This is a genomic window from Thauera sp. 63 (genome assembly GCF_000310165.2).
Taxonomy (GTDB): Bacteria; Pseudomonadota; Gammaproteobacteria; order Burkholderiales; family Rhodocyclaceae; genus Thauera; species Thauera humireducens.
Genome location: NZ_AMXC01000032.1, coordinates 11,358 through 32,491, shown reverse-complemented (window position 1 = coordinate 32,491; position 21,134 = coordinate 11,358). Strand labels below are relative to the sequence as shown.

Here is a 21,134-nt window from a genome sequence, read left to right as displayed (position 1 = left end):
CGCCGGCGTGCCGGCCGCGGCGCTGCAACTGCTGCCGGGCCGCGGCGAGACGGTCGGCGCCGCGCTGGTGGCCGACGCCCGCATCCGCGGCGTGATGTTCACCGGCTCCACCGAAGTCGCCGCCCTGATCAACCGCAGCCTCGCCGCGCGCGGCGGCAACGTGCCGCTGATCGCCGAGACCGGTGGCCAGAACGCGATGATCGTGGACTCCACCGCGCTGGCCGAGCAGGTCGTTGCCGACGTGCTGGCCTCCAGCTTCGACTCCGCCGGCCAGCGCTGCTCGGCGCTGCGCGTGCTGTGCCTGCAGGAAGACATCGCCGAGCGCGTGCTGCACATGCTGCGCGGCGCGCTGGACGAGCTGCGCGTGGGCGATCCGGCCGACGTGCGCACCGACATCGGCCCGGTCATCGACGCCGAGGCCCAGGCCGGGCTCGAAGCCCACGTGCAGGCCATGAAGGCGAAAGGCGCGCGCATCACCCGCCTGCCCCTGCCGGCCGACTGCGCGCGCGGCACCTTCGTCGCGCCGACCATCATCGAGATCGACGCCCTGGCCGAACTCGGCCGCGAGCAGTTCGGCCCCCTCCTGCACGTGCTGCGCTACAGCGCGGACAAGCTCGAGCTGCTGATCGACACCATCAACGCCAGCGGCTACGGCCTGACGATGGGCGTGCATACCCGCATCGACGAGACGGTCGAGCAGGTCGTGGCCCGCGCCCATGTCGGCAACCTGTACGTCAATCGCAACATGATCGGCGCGGTCGTGGGCGTGCAGCCCTTCGGCGGCGAAGGCCTGTCGGGCACTGGTCCCAAGGCCGGCGGTCCGCTCTACCTGCACCGCCTGCTGCAGCGCAGCCCCGGCCCCGACCTGGTCAACGGCGCACTGCGCGTCGACCATGAGGCTTCGCCCGCGCTGATGGACGCCCTGCTCGACTGGCTGGACGGCGCCGGCCGCGCGCTGCTCGAAGGCGACGAGCTCGCCGTGCTGCGCGACCGCGCCGACGCCTATCGCGCGCGCAAGCTCAGCGGCCTGCGCCTCGCCCTGCCCGGCCCCACCGGCGAGGACAACAGCCTGCGCTTCGTGCCCCGCGGCACGGTGGCGGGCCTCGCCACCTCCACGCCGGCAGCGCTGCACCAGCTGCTGGTGGCGCTGGCGACCGGCAACCGCATCGTCTTCGACGACACGCCGCTGCTGCGCAGCCTGCAGCAGATGCTGCCGGAGGCGCTGCGGACACAGGTGGCGCTGGACGCACGCTGGCCGGAGCGCGACTTCGGTGCCCTGCTGGTCGACACGGGCGACGACGAAGCCCATGCCTGGCACGTGAAACTCGCCGCGCGTCCGGGCCCGATCCTGCCGCTGCTGCGGCCAACGCCGGAATACGACACCTGCCGGCTGGTGCATGAACGTACGGTCAGCATCAATACCGCGGCCGCCGGCGGCAACGCCAGCCTGATGGCAATGGGCGCCTGAGCGGCGGCGAAACCGGGCCATCACGATGCATCACACCCCCGCGAAAGCCCCACAGCTAGGGGCATCACGGATGGCAAGGCGGAGAAATTCGCTTACCTTACGGAACGCAATCGCCACCGGTCCCAGCACCACGGTCGGCTGCGCCCGTTCTAACTCAAGCAACAAAGGAGACGTTTCATGAAGAAGACCCTGCTCGCCACCTCCGTGCTCACGCTTGGCGGCTTCTCCAGCGCCGCCCTGGCCGACCTGCCGGTCGCCATCGCCGGCCCGATGACCGGCCAGTACGCCTCTGCCGGCGACCAGATCCGCAAGGGTGCGGAAATGGCCATCGCCGACATCAACGCCCGCGGCGGCGTGCTCCGCGAGAAGCTGAAGCTGGAAGTCGGCGACGACGCCTGCGATCCGAAGCAGGCCGTGTCGGTCGCCAACACGATGGTGAACAAGGGCATCGTGTTCATGCACGGCCACTGGTGCTCGAGCTCGACGATCCCGGCTTCCGAGGTCTATGTCGAAGCCGACATCCCGATGGCCACCGTCTCCACCAACCCGCAGGTCACCGAGCGCGGGCTGAAGAACATCTTCCGCATCATGGGTCGCGACGACCAGCAGGGCCTGGTGGCCGGCAGCTACATCGCCGACCACTTCAAGGGCAAGAAGGTCGCCGTGGTCGACGACAAGAGCGCCTACGGCAAGGGCCTGGCCGACGAGATGGCCAAGGCGATGGAAGGCAAGGGCCTGAAGCCGACGCTGCGCGAAGCGATCACCGCCGGCGAGAAGGACTATTCGGGCCTGGTCACCAAGCTCAAGCAGGCCGGCGTCGAAGTGATGGCCTACGGCGGCTACCACACCGAAGTCGCGCTGATCCTGCGCCAGGCCCAGGCTGCCGGCCTGCAGCTCACGGTGATGGGCGGCGACACCATGACCAACTCCGAGCTCGTCACCGCCGCCGGCCCCGCCGCCGACAACGTGATGTTCACGTTCTCGCCCGACCCGCGCAAGAACCCGGACGCCGCCCCGGTGGTCGAGAAGTTCCGCGCCGCCAAGGTCGAGCCGGAAGGCTACGTGCTGTACGCCTACGCGGCGATGCAACTGTTCGAGCAGGCCGCCACCGCGGCCAAGAGCACCAAGTACGCCGACCTCGAGAAGGCGATGCGCGGCGGCACCTTCAAGACCGTGATCGGCGACCTGGCCTTCGACGCCAAGGGCGACCAGAAGGCGCCGGGCTTCGTCGTGTACCGCTGGCAAGGCGGCAAGTACGACTACGCCAAGTAATCACACCTCACCCGCCCCGGCCCGCCCGGGGCCTCCCTGGCCGCCCGCCCACGAGGCGGGCGGCACAGTCCGGACCCAACGACAAGACGGCACGCTCGCGCCCTGCACTAGCCCACCCGCCAGCGCAACGCGAGGAACAGCCGTGCCACCACGGGAGACATCGTGGCCTACGCACTTCAGCAACTGATCAACGGGCTCACGCTCGGCGCCATGTACGGCCTGATCGCCATCGGCTACACGATGGTGTACGGCATCATCGGCATGATCAACTTCGCCCATGGCGACATCTTCATGGTGAGCGCGTTCATCGCGGTCACCGCCTTCACGATCCTCGCGGCCGCCGACGTGACCTCGATCCCGCTCGCGCTGACCTTCGTGCTGATCGTGTCGATCTTCTTCACCTCGGCCTACGGCTGGGCGGTCGAACGCACCGCCTACCGCCCGCTGCGCGGCTCGACCCGGCTGGCGCCGCTGATCTCGGCGATCGGCATGTCGATCTTCCTGCAGAACGCGGTGCAGCTCACCCAGGGCGCGCGCGTCAAGCCGATTCCGCCGGTGCTCGAGGGCGGCGTGGTGCTGTGGGACGCCCCGGGCTTCACTGTGCAGATCGGCTGGAGCCAGATGCTGATCATCGTCACCACCGTGGTGCTGATGCTGGCCTTCACCTGGATGATCACCCAGACCCCCTTCGGCCGCCAGCAGCGCGCCTGCGAGCAGGACCGCACCATGGCCTCGCTGCTCGGGGTCAACGTGGACCGCACGATCTCCTTCACCTTCATGCTCGGCGCGGCGCTGGCCGCGGTGGCCGGGGTGATGGTCACGGTGTATTACGGCGTGGTCGATTTCTTCATCGGCTTCCTCGCCGGCATCAAGGCCTTCACCGCGGCGGTGCTGGGCGGCATCGGCTCGCTGCCTGGGGCGATGCTGGGCGGGCTGCTGATCGGCTTGATCGAGTCCTTCTGGGCCGCCTACCTGTGGGCCGAGTACAAGGACGTCGCCACCTTCGGCATCCTGTGCCTGGTGCTGATGCTGCGCCCCTCGGGCCTGCTCGGCCGGCCTGAAGTGGAGAAAGTCTGATGAGCGCCGTCGTCTTTGCGCGTCACGCGATGACGCCGACCGAGCGCCTGCGCGACGCCGGCTGGGTCGCCTTCGTCGGCTTCATCCTCGGCGTTCCGCTGGTCGGCCTCACCACCGTGGACGTGGGCGGCCGGCTGGGGGTCGAAACCCGCTTCGGCCTGCTTGCGATGGCAGTGGTCGCGGTATTCGCCGGCCGCCTGCTGCTGCGCTGGTCGATCGACCAGGCGCGCAACCGCAAGCAGGCCCGCGACCGCGCCAGCACCGCCACCGCCGCCGACCGCGCGCAGGGCGCACAGAAGGTGGTGACCGTGCTCGGCTGGGTCGCGCTCGGCGCCTCGATCGCGCTGCCGATCTTCTATTCCGACAACCGCTACGTGGTCGACACCGCCACCACGGTGCTGATCTACGTGATGCTGGGCTGGGGCCTGAACGTGGTCGTCGGCCTCGCCGGCCTGCTCGACCTCGGCTACGTCGCTTTCTATGCGGTCGGCGCCTACTCCTACGCGCTGCTGTCGACCCAGTTCGGCTGGAGCTTCTGGGAGGCGCTGCCGGTGTCGGGCGCACTCGCCGCGAGCTTCGGCATCCTGCTCGGCTACCCGATCCTGCGCCTGCGCGGCGACTACCTCGCCATCGTCACGCTCGGCTTCGGCGAGATCATCCGCATCATCCTGGTGAACTGGACCGAGTTCTCCGGCGGCCCCAACGGCATCAGCTCGATCCCGCGGCCGAGCTTCTTCGGGCTGGAATTCACACGCAGCGCGCCGGAGGGCGGCCAGACCTTCGCCGGCTTCTTCGGGCTGGAGTTCTCGCCGATGCACCGGCTGATCTTCCTCTACTACCTCATCCTGGTGCTGGCGCTGCTCACCCACGCCTTCGTGTCGCGGCTGCGCAAGCTGCCGGTGGGCCGCGCCTGGGAGGCGCTGCGCGAGGACGAGATCGCGTGCCAGGCGATGGGCATGAACACCACCAACATCAAGCTCTCGGCGTTTGCCATCGGCGCGATGCTGGGCGGCTTCGCCGGGGTGTTCTTCGCCGCGCGCCAGGGCTTCATCTCGCCCGAGAGCTTCACCTTCACCGAGTCGGCGATCATCCTCGCCATCGTCGTGCTCGGCGGCATGGGCTCGCAGATGGGCGTGGTGCTGGCGGCGACGCTGCTGGTGCTGATCCCCGAGTTCGGGCGCAACTTCGCCGAGTACCGCATGCTGCTGTTCGGCCTGGCGATGGTGCTGATCATGGTGTGGCGCCCGGGCGGCCTGCTCGCGCACCGCGAACCGACCGTGCGCCTGAATGCGCTCGGCAAGACCGCCACGATCGGGGGGACCGCGCGATGACGACACCCCCCACCCTGCTGTCGGTGCGCAACCTGACCATGCGCTTCGGCGGCCTCACCGCGATCGACGACCTGTCGCTGGAGGTGCCGGCCGGCCGCATCACCGGCATCATCGGCCCCAACGGCGCCGGCAAGACCACGCTGTTCAACTGCCTGACCGGCTTCTACAAGCCCACCACCGGCACCCTGCGCCTGGCCCACCCGAGCCGCGGCGAGATGCGCCTGGAGGCCCTGCCCAGCCACCGCGTCGCGCGCGACGCCCAGGTGGTGCGCACCTTCCAGAACATCCGCCTGTTCCCGAAGATGACGGTGCTGGAGAACCTGATCGTCGCCCAGCACAACGTGCTGCAGCGCGCGTCCAAGTTCTCGATCGCCGGCCTCTTCAAGCTGCCCGGCTACCGCCAGGCGGAACGCGAGGCCATCGAGCGCGCGGCGATGTGGCTCCAGCGCCTCAAGCTCGAGCACCTCGCCGACGACGCCGCCGGCGACCTGCCCTACGGCATCCAGCGCCGCATCGAGATCGCACGCGCGCTGTGCGTCGACCCGGTGCTGCTGTGCCTGGACGAGCCCGCCGCCGGCCTCAACCCGCGCGAGTCGGCCGAATTGAACGAGCTACTGCTCTACCTGTGCGGCGAGATGGGGATCGCAATCCTGCTCATCGAGCACGACATGAGCGTGGTGATGAACGTGTCGGACCACATCGGCGTGATCAGCTACGGGCGCAAGATCGCCGAGGGCACGCCGGAACAGGTCAAGCACGACCCGCAGGTGATCAAGGCCTACCTGGGCGAGGACGACGAGGAAGAGGCCGTGGCAGGAGGGGCCGCAGCATGATGCTCAAGATGGAGGGCGTGCACGCCCATTACGGCCACATCCACGCGCTGCGCGGCATCGACGTCGAGGTCCAGGTCGGCGAGATCGTCACCCTGATCGGCGCCAACGGCGCCGGCAAGTCGACGCTGATGATGAGCCTGTTCGGCAACCCCAAGGCGAGCGCCGGGCGCATCGTGTTCGACGGCGAGGACATCACCCGCGTGCATACGCACGAGATCGCCCGCCGCGGCATCGCGCTGGTGCCCGAGGGCCGACGCATCTTCCCCCGCATGACGGTGATCGAGAACCTGCAGATGGGCACGGCGCATGCCGACCCGGCCAACTACGCCGCCGACATCGCGCGCGTGTTCGCGATGTTCCCGATCCTGCAGGAGCGCCAGTCGCAGCGCGCCGGCACGCTGTCGGGCGGCGAACAGCAGATGCTGGCCATCGGCCGCGCGCTGATGAGCCGGCCCAAGCTGCTGCTGCTCGACGAGCCTTCGCTCGGCCTGGCGCCGATCTACATCCGCAAGATCTTCCAGATCGTCAAGGAACTGAACCGCGACCACGGCATGACGATCCTGCTGGTCGAGCAGAACGCCAACCAGGCGCTGCGCGTGGCACATCGCGGCTACGTGCTTCAGCACGGCGAGATCACGCTCTCCGGCACCGGCGCCGAACTGCTGGCGAGCCCGGAAGTACGGGCGGCGTATCTCGAGGGCGGCCACGCCTGAGCGATAATCGGCAACTGCCAAGGCGCCACCGGCGCTAGGCCGGGTGGCGGGGCGGGTGGCGCCAACTTCATGAGCGCCGAAGCGAAAGGCGACGCGGGGGAAACAAGGTGCCGCCTGTCCGAGGCGCGTAGCGCCGAGTTCGCGTCGCCGCCCCCGCGCCGCCTTTCGCCGAGGGCAGCCGCAGGCCGCGAATGCAGGCGGCGCCACCCGCCACGCCACCCGGTCGGATCGAAGCCGCGCCCCTCCGAATCCGCACCGACAACAACCTGATCGACTCCCGCTTGATGTCCCAGACAACCCAACCTGCCCGCTGGCTCCCCTTCGTCGTCCTCGGTATCGGTCTCACCGCGATCTCCTTCGGCGCCATCTTTGCCCGCCTCGCCCAGGCCGAGGGCGTCAGTTCGCTCGCGGTGGCGACCTGGCGGCTCGGCTTCGCCGCGCTGATCATCACCCCGGTCGCCTTCCTTCAGTCGCGCCACGAACTTGCCCGCCTCACCCGGCGGCAGATCGGCATGGCGCTGGCGGCGGGCTTCTTCCTCGCGCTGCATTTCGCCACCTGGATCAGCTCGCTGGAATACACCTCGGTCGCCTCCAGCACCGCGCTGGTGACGACCAACCCGCTGTGGATCGGGCTGGCCTCCTTCCTCATCTTCCGCGAGACGCCGACGAAGATGATGATCGGCGGCATCGCGCTGTCCTTCGCCGGCAGCCTGTTCATCTTCTGGAGCGACAGCCAGACCGTCGGCGCGGGCAGCAACCCGATGCTCGGCAACCTGCTGGCGCTGATCGGCAGCTGGTGCTTCTCCGCCTACCTGCTGATCGGCCGCCGGCTGCGTGCCGGGCTGGGGCTGCCGGCCTACATCTGGCTGGCCTACGGCGCCGCAGCGCTGTTCCTGTTCGCCGCCAGCGGCGCGGGCGGCGTGGAACTCTTCACCCTGTCGAACACCGCCTGGCTGGTGCTGCTGGCAATGGCGCTCGGCCCGCAACTGCTCGGCCACACCGCCTACAACTGGTCGCTGCGCTACGTGTCGGCGACCTTCGTCGCGGTGGTCACGCTGGGCGAGCCGGTCGGCAGCGCGCTGATGGCCTTCATCATCTTCGGCGAGGGCTTCGCGCCGCTGCAGTTCGTGGGCTTCAGCCTGCTGCTGGTGGGCATCTACCTGGCGGCAAAAGGCGAGAAAGGCTGAGATCGCGGCGGACGTCGGGGGCAGAGGACGCCCCAGGCCGCCGGCCGACGCACACCGCCGGGCCTCAGCCTGCCAGGCCCAGTTCCCGCAGGCGTGCATGGATGCCGGCAGCCATCCGCGCGTACCCTGCCGCGTTCGGATGGATCCTGTCGGCGCACAACTCCGGCCGGCCGAGGATGTCGGAGAACACGTCCGGCACCAGCGGCACGCCTTCTTCCTCGGCGAGTTCGGCGTAGATCGGCGCATCGGAGGGCCGGCCCGCCACGGCACTCAACAGCGACAGTTCGGGCACGCCGACCAGGGCGACCTGCGCTCCGCTGTCCCGGGCCATGCGCACGATCCTGCGCAGGTCTTCCTTGACCTCGACCTGCGCGCGACGGCGCAGGAAATCGTTGCCACCGATCTCGACGACCACCAGCGCAGGCGAGTACTCCTCCAGCAGGGCGGGCAAACGGTGCTGCCCTGCGAGTGCCGTATCCCCCGGGATGCCGGCATTGACGATGTCCCAGCCGGTCAGGTCCGCCAGGAGGCTCGGCCAGTCCTCGCCCTCCGAGGCCCCCGTCCCGTAGGTCACACTGTCGCCGAACGCCAGCACGACCGAGTCGGCCGGCAGCGCGGCCAGGCGCGGCAGATCACGACCACAGCCGGCAAGCAGCGCAGCGCCCAGCAGTCCGCTCAGAAAAACGCGTCGTTTCATGTTCCGTATCGTCTCCCGATCATTCAGCGCGGCCCACTCAAGCGGTCACACGCCCGAGACGGACACGTCGTCCATCCCCAGGCGTCCGATCGCCGGCAGGCGCAGTCCGGGACGATTCAGGTCGATGCCGAAATTGAGGCCGAGGATATTGAACTCGATCCCCTCCTCCAGTCCGACCGTCAGCCCCAGCAGGCCGAGCAGGGACACCTGGACACCCGCGCCCGACGGGGACAGGCCAAGCGGCTGGCTGACCGGGCGGTAATCCTTGCCGATTGCGTTCGCCGGCATGTCGAGCGCAAGCGCCGGAACCTCCCGTCCGATATGGGCCAGGAAGGTATTGCTGTTGGGGCCGGGATAGCTGCGGTACTCGTTCACGTACGGATAGCGCCCGATCGCGGCTTCGATGTCGTCGATCATGGACTGCGCGGACTCGCCGCGGTGATCCACGAGCACCGCCGGCATCGCGCCGTACCAGAGCCCATCGGCAATCGCGTGGTTGCGACGCACGACATTCGTGCCGCCCCAGCCGACGACCTCGTAGCGCGTGTAGGCGGTCTCGCCGCTGCGCTTGTAGATGATCCACGGATGCACGGCGAAATACCCCCGCCAGCCGTAGGTCGGCGCCGCATACACCTGCACGATCGCCTGTCCCGCGTGAGCGACCGGATCGGGCGCGATGCCTGCCGAATGGCGTGGCGCCGTGCGCCAGCTGCGCTCGCCGGCGGAAACCGACGCGCGCGGGTCGTCCGCCAGGCTCAGGCCGAAGGACAGGGTCAGCATCGCGGCAAAGCCGAGCGCAAGCAGGTTCGAGCGTTTCATGGGACAGCCAGCGAGAGTGAGCAACCCGGGTCAGAACCGACTTGCGCCAGCGAGTTCATCACAGGACGCATTCGGGCCGCTCAAATAACCAATGGATCTATGGACCTTCCTCAACCCCTATTCTGCCTGTTGGCGTCTCACCGTATCCTGCGCCTCCACGACTTCAAGGGGCGCCGACAAGCCCCGGCGGCCCCCGGACGGGGGGCACCCCTGCACGACCGAACGGAGAATACGCCATGCTCAACAAGCTCCTGCTCTCGCTGACGATCGCCGCTGGCGGTCTTTCCCTGGCCCTGCCGGTGTCTGCGAACACTCTTCCCGCGCCGGGTGCCACCCAGGCGCAACCCGCCGTGGCCCTCCCCGCCCCGCTGCTGACGCCCGCCGACCTGAAACCGCTGCTCGGCCAGCCGGACGTGCGCATCCTCGACATCCGCAGCGACAAGGACTACGCCGAGGGCCACATCCCCGGCGCGATCAACACGCCCTACGGCAAGTTCCGCGGGCCGAAGGACAACGCCGGCCAGCTCGTGCCCGAAGCCGCACTCACCGAAGTGCTGCGCAAGGCAGGCATCGACCGGAACACCCACGTGATCGTGGTGCATGGCGGCGCCGACCACACCGATTTCGGCGCAGCGGCCCGGGTGTACTGGACGCTGAAGGTCGGCGGACTGAGCCGCCTGTCCATCCTCGACGGTGGCACCAAGCTGTGGCAGACCCGCGGCGGCGCCCTCGACAAGGCCGTACCCACGGTCGCGCCCAGCCAGTTCACCTATCGCTATGACGAGACGCAGATCGTGTCCAGCCAGGAACTGGCGGCGGCCGTGCAGTCGTCCTCGGCCCCCCTGCTCGTCGACGCCCGCCCGGCCCGCTTCTACACCGGCGAGGCCCGCGTCGATGCGGCCGCCCGCTACGGCACCCTGCCCGGCGCACAGTCCTTCGACAACGCCCAGTTCTTCGTCAAGGGCGGTACGACGCTGAAGCCCGCGGCGGAGCTGAAGTCGCTGGTCGCGCAGTCGGGCGCGGCAGCCGGCCCGGCGGTGTCCTTCTGCAACACCGGCCACTGGGCTGCCACCAACTGGTTCGTGATGTCCGAGATCGCCGGCAACACCGCGGTGAAGCTCTACCCGGCGTCGATGGTGGAGTGGAGCAAGGCCGAACTGCCGATGCAGAACCAGCCCTCGCGCGTGTCCGCGCTGGTGCAGGACATCAAGCGCGCTTTCGAGTAAGCCACGGGTCGGGACGGTTCCAATGCGCTGGTTTACCCGTTTGTTCCTCGTCGTCGGCGGACTGGCCGGCGTGCTGGCGGTGATGCTTGCCGCCGGCGTGCGCCAGGGCCTGCTGGCGCTGCTCGGCATCGGCTTCGGCGCCGTGCTGCAGGGCGCGCGCTTCGGCTTCACCACCGGCTGGCGCGACTTCATCGAGCGTCGCGACCCGCAGGGCCTGTGGGCGCAGATGCTGCTGATGGTGCTCGCCGCTGCGGTCAGCCTGCCGCTGATCGCCGGCAGCGGTGGCGAACTGGTCGGTGCGGTGGCGCCGCTGACGATCAGCCTGGTGCTGGGCGCCTTCCTGTTCGGCGCGGCGATGCAGCTGGCCGATGGCTGCGGTTCGGGCACGCTGTACAAGGCCGGCGCCGGTGCGCCGCTGTCCTTCGCCGTGCTGCCGACCTTCGCCCTGGGCAGCTTCGTCGGTGCCTCGCACCAGCCGGGCTGGATCGCCCTCGGCGGCCTGCCGGCGGTCGACCTGCTGGCGTTCGGCTGGCCGGTCGCGCTGGCGATCACGGTCCTCGCCTGCGGCCTGGTCGCCTGGCTGGCTGGCCGCGCCGCGCCGCGCGCGTCCTCCCGCGTGTCCTCCTCGGTGCAGGCGGCGGCCTTGCAATCGGCGCGGGCGGCCACTGCGAGCTTCGTTGCCGCCCCGGTCGCCGAGACTCCACGCACGGCGACCGGCTGGTCCCGGCGCTGGTGGCTGGGCGCGCTGCTGCTGGCGGCCCTGTACGGCCTGCACCTGATCGTCGCCGGGCAGCCCTGGGGCATCGTCTACGGCATCGGCGTGTGGGGCGCGAAGATCGCCACCGCGCTGGGCTGGAGCGCCGTCGGCGACCCGTTCTGGGGCGTCGATCCGCATGCGGTGCGCCTGGCGGAACCGCTGCTGGCCGATGTGACCTCGGTGACCAACCTCGGCCTGATCTACGGCGCCCTGGCCGCCTCGCGCTGGAACGGTCCCGCGGACTTCAAGATCCCGTCCTCGCGCCGCCTGATCGCTGCCTGCGTCGCCGGCCTGGTGATGGGCTACAGCTCGCGCATGGCCTTCGGCTGCAACGTCGGCGCCTACCTCGGCGGCATCGCCTCGGCCAGCCTGCATGGCTGGGTGTGGTTCGCGCTCGCATTCGCGGGCTCGGTTCTCGGCGTGCGCATTCGCCAGCGCGTCAGCGGCTGAGGAGACGACATGGACAACAAGAAGCTCTTCCGCCTCGCCACCGCCGTGTTCTGGCTGCTGGTGCTGGCCCTGGTCGCGATGGACACCGCCAGCACCGGCGGCGTGCGCGTGGAACCGCCCCCGATCGCGCTCGGCAGCGGCCAGGCGGCCTCCGGCGGACACTGCTCGGGGCGCTGAGCCCGCCTGCGTCGGTGTGCCATCCGGCTTCGCCGACGCGGCACCCGACGCAGGGTCCTGCTTGAAGCTGCAATGGAAGTCGCGTGATACTTCGCATTGTGCGGCGCAACAAACCGGCCGGCGCAGCCCGTGCCGTCCGCCCCTGCGCCGCGCCTCGATGCGGAGGATCCTGCGATGCCGAAACTGCCATGGCCGAAGCGCGTCAGCCCGCCCCGCCCCCTGCTCAGCCTCGCGCTGCAGGGCGGTGGCGCGCATGGCGCCTACACCTGGGGCGTGCTCGATCGCCTGCTCGAGGCCGGGCTGGACCTCGAGGGCATCAGCGGCACCAGCGCCGGGGCGATGAACGCCGTTGCCCTCGCCCAGGGCTGGACCGAGGGCGGCGCCGAAGGCGCGCGCGCAGCCCTGGCCCGCTTCTGGCATGCGGTGGGCGACAGCGTGCCCTTCCATCTCGAGCTGCTGCACACGCTCAATCCGGCCAACGACGGCGCCCTGCCCGCACCGATGAACATGCTGGTCGGCCTCACGCGCATGTTCTCGCCTTACCAGTTCAATCCCTTCGAGCTCAATCCGCTGCGTGACGTCGTCCGCGCCCAGTTCGACTTCGAGCGCCTGCGGCGCGACTGTCCGCTGAAGCTGTTCATCGCCGCCACCGCAGTGCGCACGGGCAAGGTACGCCTGTTCCACACTGCCGAACTCAGCGAGGCCGCGCTGCTGGCGTCGGCCTGCCTGCCGACGCTGCACCACGCGGTGGAGATCGACGGCGAGTTCTACTGGGACGGCGGCTTCACCGCCAACCCGGCGATCTACCCGCTGCTGTACGCGTGCAGCACGCCCGACATCCTGCTGGTGCTGCTGAACCCGCTGCAGCGCGAGAACGCACCACGCAGTGCCGACGACATCGCCGCACGCAGCATGGAGCTGGGCTTCTCCACCACCTTCCTGCGCGAGATGCGCATGATCGCGCACGCCCGGCGCCATATCCGCGAGACGTCCTCGTTCTGGCCGCGGGGGCGCTTCGAGCGCAAGCTGCTGCAGCAGCGCTTCCACCTGATCGAGGCGCGCGAACTCGAGGACATCCATGGCGCCAGCAGGCTCAACGCCACCAGCGCCTTCCTCGGCCAGTTGCACGCATTCGGCCGCGCCGCGGCCGATGCCTGGCTGGGCCGGCACCGCAACGCCATCGGCCGGCGCGAGACGGTCGATGTCGCCGGCCTGTTCCTGTAGCCGCCGGCCGCTCAGTCGCCCCGGGCCGCGATGACGCCGCCTGCTTCCAGCAGACGCGCGAAGCCGGCCTCGGGCAGCGGGCGCGAGAACAGGTAACCCTGGAACTCGTCGCAGCCCTGAAAGCGCAGGAAGTCGAACTGCGCCGGGTTCTCGACGCCTTCCGCGACCACCGTCTTGCGCAGGCTCTGACCTAGCGAGATCACTGCGCGCGCGATCATCGCCATCTCGTCCTGCTGCTCGATGCCGACGACCAGCGAGCGGTCGATCTTGATGGTGTCGAGCGGGAAGCGGCGCAGGTAGCTGAGCGACGAGTAGCCCGTGCCGAAGTCGTCCATCGCCAGGCTGAGGCCAAGCGCCTTGAACGCACGGAAGATCCCGACGGCCAGCTCGTCGTCGCCGAGGAAGACCGTTTCCGTCACCTCCAGCTCGACCTGCGAGGCCGGCAGCCCCGCATCGCACAACAGGCCGGATACATGAGCGACGATGTCCCGGCTCAGGAACAGGCGCGGCGACAGATTCACCGCCAGGCGCAGCGGCTGGTCGCGACCCTGGTTCCAGCGGCGCGCAGCGGCGAAGGCACGGCGTAGGATGCAGGTCGTCAGCGGCAGAATCAGCCCGCATTCCTCGGCAATCGGGATGAAGCGGTCCGGACGGATGTCGCCCAGTACGGGGTGGAACCAGCGCGCCAGCGCCTCCATGCCCACGATGCGGCGGCGGTGGTCGAGCTTGGGCTGGTAGTGCACCTCGAACTCGTCGCGCTCGATCGCCACGCGCATCGCTGCCTCCAGCGTCAGGCGCTCCTCGGCGACGCTGTTGAGGGCTCGGGTGAAGAACTGGAAGTTGTTGCGGCCGCGGCTCTTGGCCGCGTACATGGCCACGTCGGCATGCTTGAGCAGGCTGTCGGCGTCGTCGCCGTCGTCGGGGTACATCGCCACGCCCAGGCTCGCCCCCACCTGCAGCTCGCGCCCGGCGAGCGCGGCCGGACGGCCGATGTCCTGCAGCACGCGCTCGAGGGTGGAAATCACGCTGCCCAGCTGCTCATGGTCGTTCAGCACCAGCACGAATTCGTCGCCGCCCAGCCGCCCCACGGTGTCCGAGCTGCGGATGCTGGCATTGAGCCGGCCGGCGATCTCGACCAGCAGCTCGTCGCCGGCCGCGTGGCCGAGGCTGTCGTTGATGAACTTGAAGCCGTCGAGGTCGATGAACACCAGCGCCAGCATGCAGCCGCGCCGCGCCGCGCGGGCGATGCCCTGTTCGATGCGGTCGCGCAGCAGGTTGCGGTTGGGCAGTCCGGTGAGCTGGTCGCGGTTGGCCTGGCGCTCGAGCTGGGCCTCGTAGTGGCGACGCTCGGAGACGTCCTGCACCGTGCCCTCGTAGCAGATCAGGCGGCCGTCGCTGCCGCGCACGATGTGCGCGTTCTCCGAGATCCAGATGCGCGAGCCGTCGCGGCGGTAGACCTCGGACTCGAAGTTGCGCACCTCGCCGTGCGTCTCCATCAGCCGGCGGAAGGCGGCCCGCCGGCCGGGCTCGACGTACAGCCGGCGGTCGAGCTCGGCCAGGTCGGCGATCAGCTCGTCCGGACCCGCATAGCCGTAGAGCTTTGCCAGCGCCGGGTTGGCGGCGAGGTAGCGACCTTCCGGCGTGGTCTGGAAGATGCCCTCCGAGGCGTGTTCGAAGATGTGGCGGTAGCGCAGCTCGGCATGCTCGAGCGCGGCCACCATCGCGCGATGCTCGGTGATGTCCTCCACGAAGCCCTCGATGACGATGCAGCCGCGCTCGTCCGGCACCGGGATGCCGCGCTCGAGCACCCACTTGGTGTCGCCCTCGCGCGTGCGGATACGGTATTCGACGGCAAAGCGGCGGGCGCTGCGCACCGCGGCTTCGATCTCGCCGCGCACCCGCTGGCGGTCGGACGGGTCGGTGACGGCCTCCCAGGACAAGGCGTTCGCCCCCACCAGCACGTCGGCCGGATAGCCGGTGAGGGCGAGGCAGCCCTGGCTGACGAAGACCATCGTCCAGTCGTGGTCGAGGTGACAGCGATAGGCCATGCCATCGAGGTTGTTGACCAGCGTGTCGAGCACGCGGGCACGGTCGACACGGGTGCTGGCGAGCAGGCTGGTGCGCAGGCGCGGGATCGATCGGGCAGACAGCATGGGCGGGGCGAGTAAGGGCGACCGTGGGCAATGGCAACATCCATGCCTCCGGCGGACACGCGCAGCAGCGGGCGGACGGCCCGGGCGCCGGGGTGCCGCCGCACCAGCGCGAGGCGGACGAACCGGGCGCCGGCGTCAAATTGGTGCATCCGCACCACGCCGGCGGCGGAGTGTGCACGATTCCATTGCTGGCGCAGCCAATCCGATGCTAAATGCCGATAAGCGTTGACGCGATCGCTCCGATCGCAGGCCGCCCTCCATCGCTGCCCGGACCATGGCCATATACAGGAACCCCGTCTTCATCGTGATCAGTGCCCTCCTGCTGATCGCACTGGGCCTGACTGCCTCGCTGCTGCATCGCACGCCCTCCGCCCCCACGCCCAGCGCAGCGCCGGCACAGGAGGTGGTGCGGACCCTTCGCTTTGGCCACAACATCACCGACGGCGCCCTGTTCGAGGCCGCGGCACGCTTCGCCGCCGAGGTCGGCACCCGGAGCGGGGGGGCGCTGAAGATCGAGGTCTTCCCCGGGCAGGCGCTGGGCACCGACGACCAGATGCTCGAGATGGCCCGCCAGGGCAGTCTGGACCTGCTGCTGATTCCCACCGCGAAGGTCAGCGTGGCGGTCCCGGCCATGCAGTACGCCGACCTGCCGTTCTACTTTCCGACGCGGGAAGACCTCTACGCGATGCTCGATGGCGAGCCTGGTCAGATGCTGCTCGACAAGCTGCGCAGCATCGACCTGATCGGCATGACCTTCTGGGACAACGGCTTCAAGCAGTTCACCGGTGACCGGCCGCTGCGCAGCCCGGAAGACTTCGCCGGCACCCGGGTGCGCACCATGAAGAGCCGGATGCTGATGGACCAGTTCCGCACCTTCGGCGCGCACTCCATCCCGATCGACTTCCACGCCACCCGGCAGGCGCTCGCCGATGGCGTGGTCGACGCTCAGGAGAACCCGCTGATCGCCATCGTCGCGATGGGCATCCACGAAGTGCAGCCGCACCTGACGCTGAGCAATCACGGCTATCTGGGCTACGTGTTCGTGATCAGCAGCCGCGTCTTCGACACCCTGAGCCCGGAGCAACGGACCCTGCTGATCGACACGGCACGCGCGCTCACGCCCTGGGAGCGCGCGGAAACCCATCGCCGCGAGGCACAGCTGCTCGAGACCATCCGTGCCGCCGGCGTCACCATCCACACCCTGAGCGAGGACGAGCGCCGCCGCTTCGCCGAGGCAACCGCCCACATTCCCGGGCGCTTCGAGGCGCTCATCGGCCCCGACCTGCTGTCGCGCAGCGACGAACTGCTCGAGCACAAGTATGGCGTGCCCGGGCGCCACATCCTGATCGGCCTGGACGCCGACCTCTCGACCGACGGACGTCTGGGCGGTCTCGCGATCAAGCGCGGCGCACAACTCGCGATCGAGGAGATCAATGCCACTGGCGGCGTGCTCGGCAAGCCACTCAAGCTAATTGCCCGCGACAACAGGAGTCAGCCGGGCCTGGGCATCGCCAACATCGAGCACTTCGCCGCCACCCCCGATGTGGTCGCCGTGCTCGGCGGCATGCACTCGCACGTGATCATCGCCGAACAGGAGAGCCTGCACCGCCTCGGCCTGCCACTGCTCGTACCCTGGAGCACCTCGGCCGCGGTGGTGCAGCACGACTTCAAGCCGAATCACATCTTCCGTGCCTCGGCAAACGACAATCTGGTCGCCCCCTTCCTCGTCGAGCACGTGCGCAAGCGCTTCGGCCGGCCGGCCCTGCTGGTCGAGAACTCGGAATGGGGGCGCGGCATGCAGCAGCGCCTGCGGGAGCACATCGCGCAGGCCGGGCTGGAACTGGCGGACGAGGCCGTGTTCAATCGCGGCGCGACGGACTTCCGCGGCGAGCTGGCGCGGTTCAGGGCCAAGGGGGCCGACGTGCTCCTCATGATCGCCAACCCCCTCGAGGGGCACTACGTCGTGCGCGCGATGGCCGCCCAGCCCGATCCGCTGCCGATCGTCGCGCACTGGGGGATCACCGCTACCGACCTGTGGGCGGCAAGCCGCCATGCAATCGCCCAGCTCGATCTCGAAGTGTTCCAGACCGCAAGCCTGATCGACAATCCACGCCCGCAGGCGCAGGCCTTGGCGCAACGCTACCTGCAGCGCTACGACGTCGCGTCGCCGCAGGACGTCATCGCCCCCCAGGGTGTCACCCAGGCCTACGACCTCGTCCACCTGCTCGCCGCGGCGCTGCGCCAGGCCGGCACCAGCGAACGCCAGGCCGTGCGCGAAGCGCTGCAGGACCTGCCGCCGCACGAGGGTGCCGTCAGACGCTACGCCCCGGCCTTCAGCGCCAACCGTCACGACGCACTGGACGAGAGCGACTACCGCATGGCGCGCTTCGATGAACACGGCGTCCTCCGCCTGCTGCCGCGCTGACGACGACCATGCACACCACGCCTCCAACCGCCACCACGCCGCCGTCGCCCCATGCCCATCGCCGCAGCCTCAAGCGCCGCCTGACGCTCCAGGTCTCGGGCTTCGTCGCAGCGGTGATGGTGCTGATCACCGCGCTGGTCGCCGTGCAGATGGACGGCCACCTGAGCCGGCTGATGCAGACCTCCCTGCTCGAGGTCGGTCGCGCCAACCAGGCCCTGCTCGAGCAGCGCATCGCCGCACTGGTGGAGAACACCGAGCGCCTGGCGGTCAACGAGCTGGTGATCAACGGCCTGGTCGACGAACAGGGGCGACAATCCTATCTCCCCAAGCTCGCCGAGAACTTCGCGGCCGAACGCGACGTGGTGCGCTTCGCCCTTGTCGATTTCGACGGTCGGCCGGTGTTCTACTCCGGCCCCCCCCTCGTCAACTACAACGCCTCACCGGCCCTGCGCGGCGCGCTGGCGATGGGGCAGCGCGCCCTCTATATCCGCCTGCCCGAGCAGCAACTGGTGATCGCGGCACCGATCAGCTTCTACAACACCACCCAGGGCGCAGTCGCGGTCGCCTTCGACCTCAGCGCGATCGTCGCGCGCAACCCCCTGCATCACCCTCAAGCCTACCTGCGCTTCTTCAAGGACGGCACGCCCCTCTTCGCCCACAACTTCAGGGAAGGCGAGACTTACACCACCCAGCGCATCGTCCCGGGCGCCTCGGAGCCGCTGCTCGGCACACTCGGACTGGAACTCGAGATCGGCCTGCCCGAGACCATCTATCGCGATCCGGTGTGGGAGGCCTTGCTCAGCTTCCTGCTGGTCGGCCTGGCCCTGACCGTGGTTGCGGTCTTCCTCAGCACCTGGATCGGCAACACCATCGCCGCGCCCTTGCTGACCCTGTACCGCCGCGTCATCGGCGAGGACGACGCGGCGCTGGCACGCCCGCTGGGCACCGGTGACGAGCTCGAGGACCTCGCCGCGGCCTTCGCCCGTCGCACCGCCGAGCTGCGCCAGATGCAGGGCGAGCTCGAGCAGCGGGTGGTGCAGCGCACCGCCGAGCTGTCGGCGGCGCGCCACGAGGCCGAGGAGGCGAACCGGGCAAAATCGGACTTCCTTGCCAACATGAGCCACGAGATCCGCACCCCGCTCAACGTCATCATCGGCATGGTGCATCTGACCCTCGGCACCGCGCTGGGGGAGCGCCAGCGCAACTATCTGGTGAAGGTGCACCGCTCCGCCGAGGCCTTGCTCACGCTGATCAACGACATCCTCGACTTCTCCAAGATCGAGGCCCGCAAGCTCGCCCTGGACGCGGTGGCGTTCGACCTGCACGACGTCCTCGACGACTTCAGCAACGTGATCGGGCTCAAGGCCGAGGAGAAGCGGCTCGAGCTGCTCTTCGACCTTGAGCCCGGGCTGCCGCGCCACCTCGTCGGCGACCCCCTGCGCCTGGGCCAGGTGCTGACCAACCTGGGGTACAACGCGGTGAAGTTCACCGAGCGGGGCGAGGTCGTCGTCTCGGTCCGGGAGGTCGAGCGCGAAGGCGATCGCGTCACCCTGCAGTTCACCGTGCGCGACACCGGCATCGGCATCTCCGCCGAACAGATTGCGCGCCTGTTCCAGCAGTTCAGCCAGGCCGACAGCTCGACCACCCGCCGCTACGGCGGCACCGGGCTCGGCCTGGCGATCTCGCGCCACCTGGTCGAGATGATGGGCGGGCGCATCTGGGCCGAGAGCCAGCCCGGCGCGGGCAGCGCCTTCCACTTCACCCTGCCCGCGCGCTGCCACGACCAGCCCGCCGAACACGGCGAGGCCCCTCACGCGGACCTGGGGCTGGCGGCCCTGCGCATCCTGGTCGTCGACGACAACGAGAGCGCACGCAAGGTCTGCGAGAACATGCTCGACGCCCTCCAGCTCGCCTGCAGCAGCGCGGCCAGCGGCCCGGAGGCCCTGGCCGAGCTCGAGCGTGCCGAACACGCCGGCCAGGCCTATGACCTGGTCCTGTTGGACTGGATGATGCCCGACATGGACGGCCTGAGCTGTGCCCATGAAATCGCCCGCCGCCTGAGGCCGGAACACCTGCCCAAGGTCATCATCGTGACCGCACGCGACCCCGGCGACCTGCCGGCCGATGCGGCCGTGTTCGGCGCCATCGGCAAACCGGTCACACCGTCCTCGCTGCTCGACGCCATCCTGCGTGCCCTTGGCCACAGCGGCCCGACGCACAGCCGGCGCGCCCTGCGTGCGGAGGAAAGCCGCGCGGTCTATGACCAGCTGCGCGGCGCCCACCTGCTGCTGGTCGAGGACAACGAGCTCAACCAGGCGCTTGCCATCGACCTGCTGCGCAACGCGGGCATCAGCCTGCGGGTGGCGGCCAACGGTCGCGAAGCCCTGGACTGGCTCGAGCGCGAGCGCTTCGACGGCGTCCTGATGGATCTGCAGATGCCGGTCATGGACGGCTATGCCGCGACCCGCGCGATCCGTCTCGACCCACGCTGGCGCGGGTTGCCGGTGATCGCGATGACGGCGAACGTGATGGCCGGCGACCGCGAGAAGGCACTCGCCGCCGGACTCGACGACCATATCGGCAAGCCGCTCGACGTCGCCCGCATGTTCCAGACCCTGGCGCAGTGGATCAAGCCGCGCGGCGCGGCCCCGCAGCCGGATCGCCCGCCCGCGACCCAAGCGCAGCCGGCGCCCGGGCTGCCCGCCACGCTGCCTGGCATAGACCTGCAGCGCGGCCTGGAGGGCTGCGACGGCGAACCCCAGATCTACCTCACGCTGCTGCGCCTGTTCGCGCAAGGCGAAGCGGACTTCGCCGCACGCTTCGCGCGCGCGCGGCAGGAGGGCGACCACGCCACCGCGACCCGCCACGCCCATACCCTCAAGGGCGTGGCGGCGACCATCGGCGCCCTCCCCCTTTCCGCAGCGGCGAGAGAACTGGAGCAAGCCTGTCGCCGCAGCGCCCCGGACGCGGAGATCGACGCCGCACTCGGCACCGTCATCGAGGCTCTGGCCCCGGTCCTCGACGGACTCGCGGGCATGCCCGCAAGCGCGCCGGCAAGCCCGTCCGCCACCGCCGTCGATCCCGGCGCCCTGGCCGAGGGGCTGGCGAGGCTGCGCACGCTGCTGCAAACCGGCGACACCGAAGCCGTCGAGCTGTTCGAGGCGCTGCGGGAGTCATTGCGCGGCCAGCTCCCTGCGGACAAAATCAGACGGCTGGCGCACTCGATCGCTCACTACGACTTCGACAAGGCGCTCGGCGAACTACAGGACATCGCCGAGACACTTCGGATCGACTCGGGCGCACCCGCCTGAGCAATCCCCTTCCG

The 21,134-nt window shown here is 69.5% G+C and carries 16 protein-coding genes; 13 read left to right on the top strand and 3 right to left on the bottom strand.

Features of this window, described 5'->3' with window-relative positions; all coding sequences use genetic code 11:
• The 7 genes from C664_RS17190 to C664_RS17160 form a co-directional block, all read left to right on the top strand.
• The coding region (locus C664_RS17190; RefSeq protein ID WP_004291285.1) for an aldehyde dehydrogenase family protein at positions 1–1,468 on the top strand (1,468 nt) is incomplete at its 5' end.
• A gap of 177 nt (positions 1,469–1,645) precedes the next feature.
• Complete coding sequence (locus C664_RS17185; protein WP_004291283.1) at positions 1,646–2,740, top strand: branched-chain amino acid ABC transporter substrate-binding protein; 1,095 nt, start codon at positions 1,646–1,648, stop codon at positions 2,738–2,740.
• 162 nt (positions 2,741–2,902) lie between these two features.
• Complete coding sequence (locus C664_RS17180; protein WP_004291282.1) at positions 2,903–3,817, top strand: ABC transporter permease subunit; 915 nt, start codon at positions 2,903–2,905, stop codon at positions 3,815–3,817.
• Positions 3,817–5,148 (top strand): high-affinity branched-chain amino acid ABC transporter permease LivM, encoded by a 1,332-nt coding sequence (livM, locus tag C664_RS17175; protein ID WP_004291280.1) that lies wholly within the window; start codon positions 3,817–3,819, stop codon positions 5,146–5,148. Before C664_RS17180 ends, livM begins: the two co-directional genes overlap by 1 nt.
• Complete coding sequence (locus C664_RS17170; protein WP_004291278.1) at positions 5,145–5,981, top strand: ABC transporter ATP-binding protein; 837 nt, start codon at positions 5,145–5,147, stop codon at positions 5,979–5,981. Before livM ends, C664_RS17170 begins: the two co-directional genes overlap by 4 nt.
• A complete protein-coding gene (locus C664_RS17165; RefSeq protein WP_004291276.1) occupies positions 5,981–6,694 on the top strand; it encodes an ABC transporter ATP-binding protein in 714 nt (237 codons plus the stop codon). The genes C664_RS17170 and C664_RS17165 overlap by 1 nt, the downstream gene beginning before the upstream one ends.
• A gap of 284 nt (positions 6,695–6,978) precedes the next feature.
• Positions 6,979–7,881: a DMT family transporter gene (locus C664_RS17160; RefSeq protein WP_038012251.1), complete on the top strand. Its 903-nt coding sequence runs from the start codon at positions 6,979–6,981 to the stop codon at positions 7,879–7,881.
• A gap of 64 nt (positions 7,882–7,945) precedes the next feature.
• Here the strand turns inward: C664_RS17160 and C664_RS17155 are convergent, their stop codons facing one another.
• Positions 7,946–8,578 (bottom strand): arylesterase, encoded by a 633-nt coding sequence (locus C664_RS17155; RefSeq protein WP_004291273.1) that lies wholly within the window; start codon positions 8,576–8,578, stop codon positions 7,946–7,948.
• A gap of 45 nt (positions 8,579–8,623) precedes the next feature.
• Positions 8,624–9,397 (bottom strand): DUF3750 domain-containing protein, encoded by a 774-nt coding sequence (locus tag C664_RS17150; RefSeq protein ID WP_004291271.1) that lies wholly within the window; start codon positions 9,395–9,397, stop codon positions 8,624–8,626.
• Between the two features lie 236 nt (positions 9,398–9,633).
• Here C664_RS17150 and C664_RS17145 point away from each other — a divergent pair, with 236 nt between their 5' ends.
• The 4 genes from C664_RS17145 to C664_RS17135 all read left to right on the top strand — a co-directional run bounded on the left by C664_RS17145 (position 9,634) and on the right by C664_RS17135 (position 13,231).
• Positions 9,634–10,623: a sulfurtransferase gene (locus C664_RS17145; RefSeq protein WP_004291269.1), complete on the top strand. Its 990-nt coding sequence runs from the start codon at positions 9,634–9,636 to the stop codon at positions 10,621–10,623.
• Between the two features lie 22 nt (positions 10,624–10,645).
• Positions 10,646–11,830 carry a YeeE/YedE family protein gene (locus C664_RS17140; protein ID WP_004291267.1) on the top strand — a complete coding sequence of 395 codons (1,185 nt, stop codon included), beginning with the start codon at positions 10,646–10,648 and terminating at the stop codon, positions 11,828–11,830.
• A gap of 9 nt (positions 11,831–11,839) precedes the next feature.
• Positions 11,840–12,007: a hypothetical protein gene (locus C664_RS20855; protein ID WP_004291264.1), complete on the top strand. Its 168-nt coding sequence runs from the start codon at positions 11,840–11,842 to the stop codon at positions 12,005–12,007.
• A 174-nt stretch (positions 12,008–12,181) separates the two neighbouring features.
• Positions 12,182–13,231 carry a patatin-like phospholipase family protein gene (locus C664_RS17135; RefSeq protein ID WP_004291262.1) on the top strand — a complete coding sequence of 350 codons (1,050 nt, stop codon included), beginning with the start codon at positions 12,182–12,184 and terminating at the stop codon, positions 13,229–13,231.
• An 11-nt stretch (positions 13,232–13,242) separates the two neighbouring features.
• On the opposite strand, the gene C664_RS17130 is transcribed toward C664_RS17135, so the two are convergent.
• Complete coding sequence (locus C664_RS17130; RefSeq protein ID WP_004291259.1) at positions 13,243–15,384, bottom strand: putative bifunctional diguanylate cyclase/phosphodiesterase; 2,142 nt, start codon at positions 15,382–15,384, stop codon at positions 13,243–13,245.
• 304 nt (positions 15,385–15,688) lie between these two features.
• Between C664_RS17130 and C664_RS17125 the strand changes: the two genes are divergently transcribed.
• Positions 15,689–17,809, top strand: coding sequence for a DctP family TRAP transporter solute-binding subunit (locus tag C664_RS17125; protein WP_004291257.1), 2,121 nt, complete (start codon positions 15,689–15,691; stop codon positions 17,807–17,809).
• An 8-nt stretch (positions 17,810–17,817) separates the two neighbouring features.
• Positions 17,818–21,120 (top strand): response regulator, encoded by a 3,303-nt coding sequence (locus C664_RS17120; RefSeq protein WP_004291256.1) that lies wholly within the window; start codon positions 17,818–17,820, stop codon positions 21,118–21,120.
• Positions 21,121–21,134: the final 14 nt, after the last annotated feature.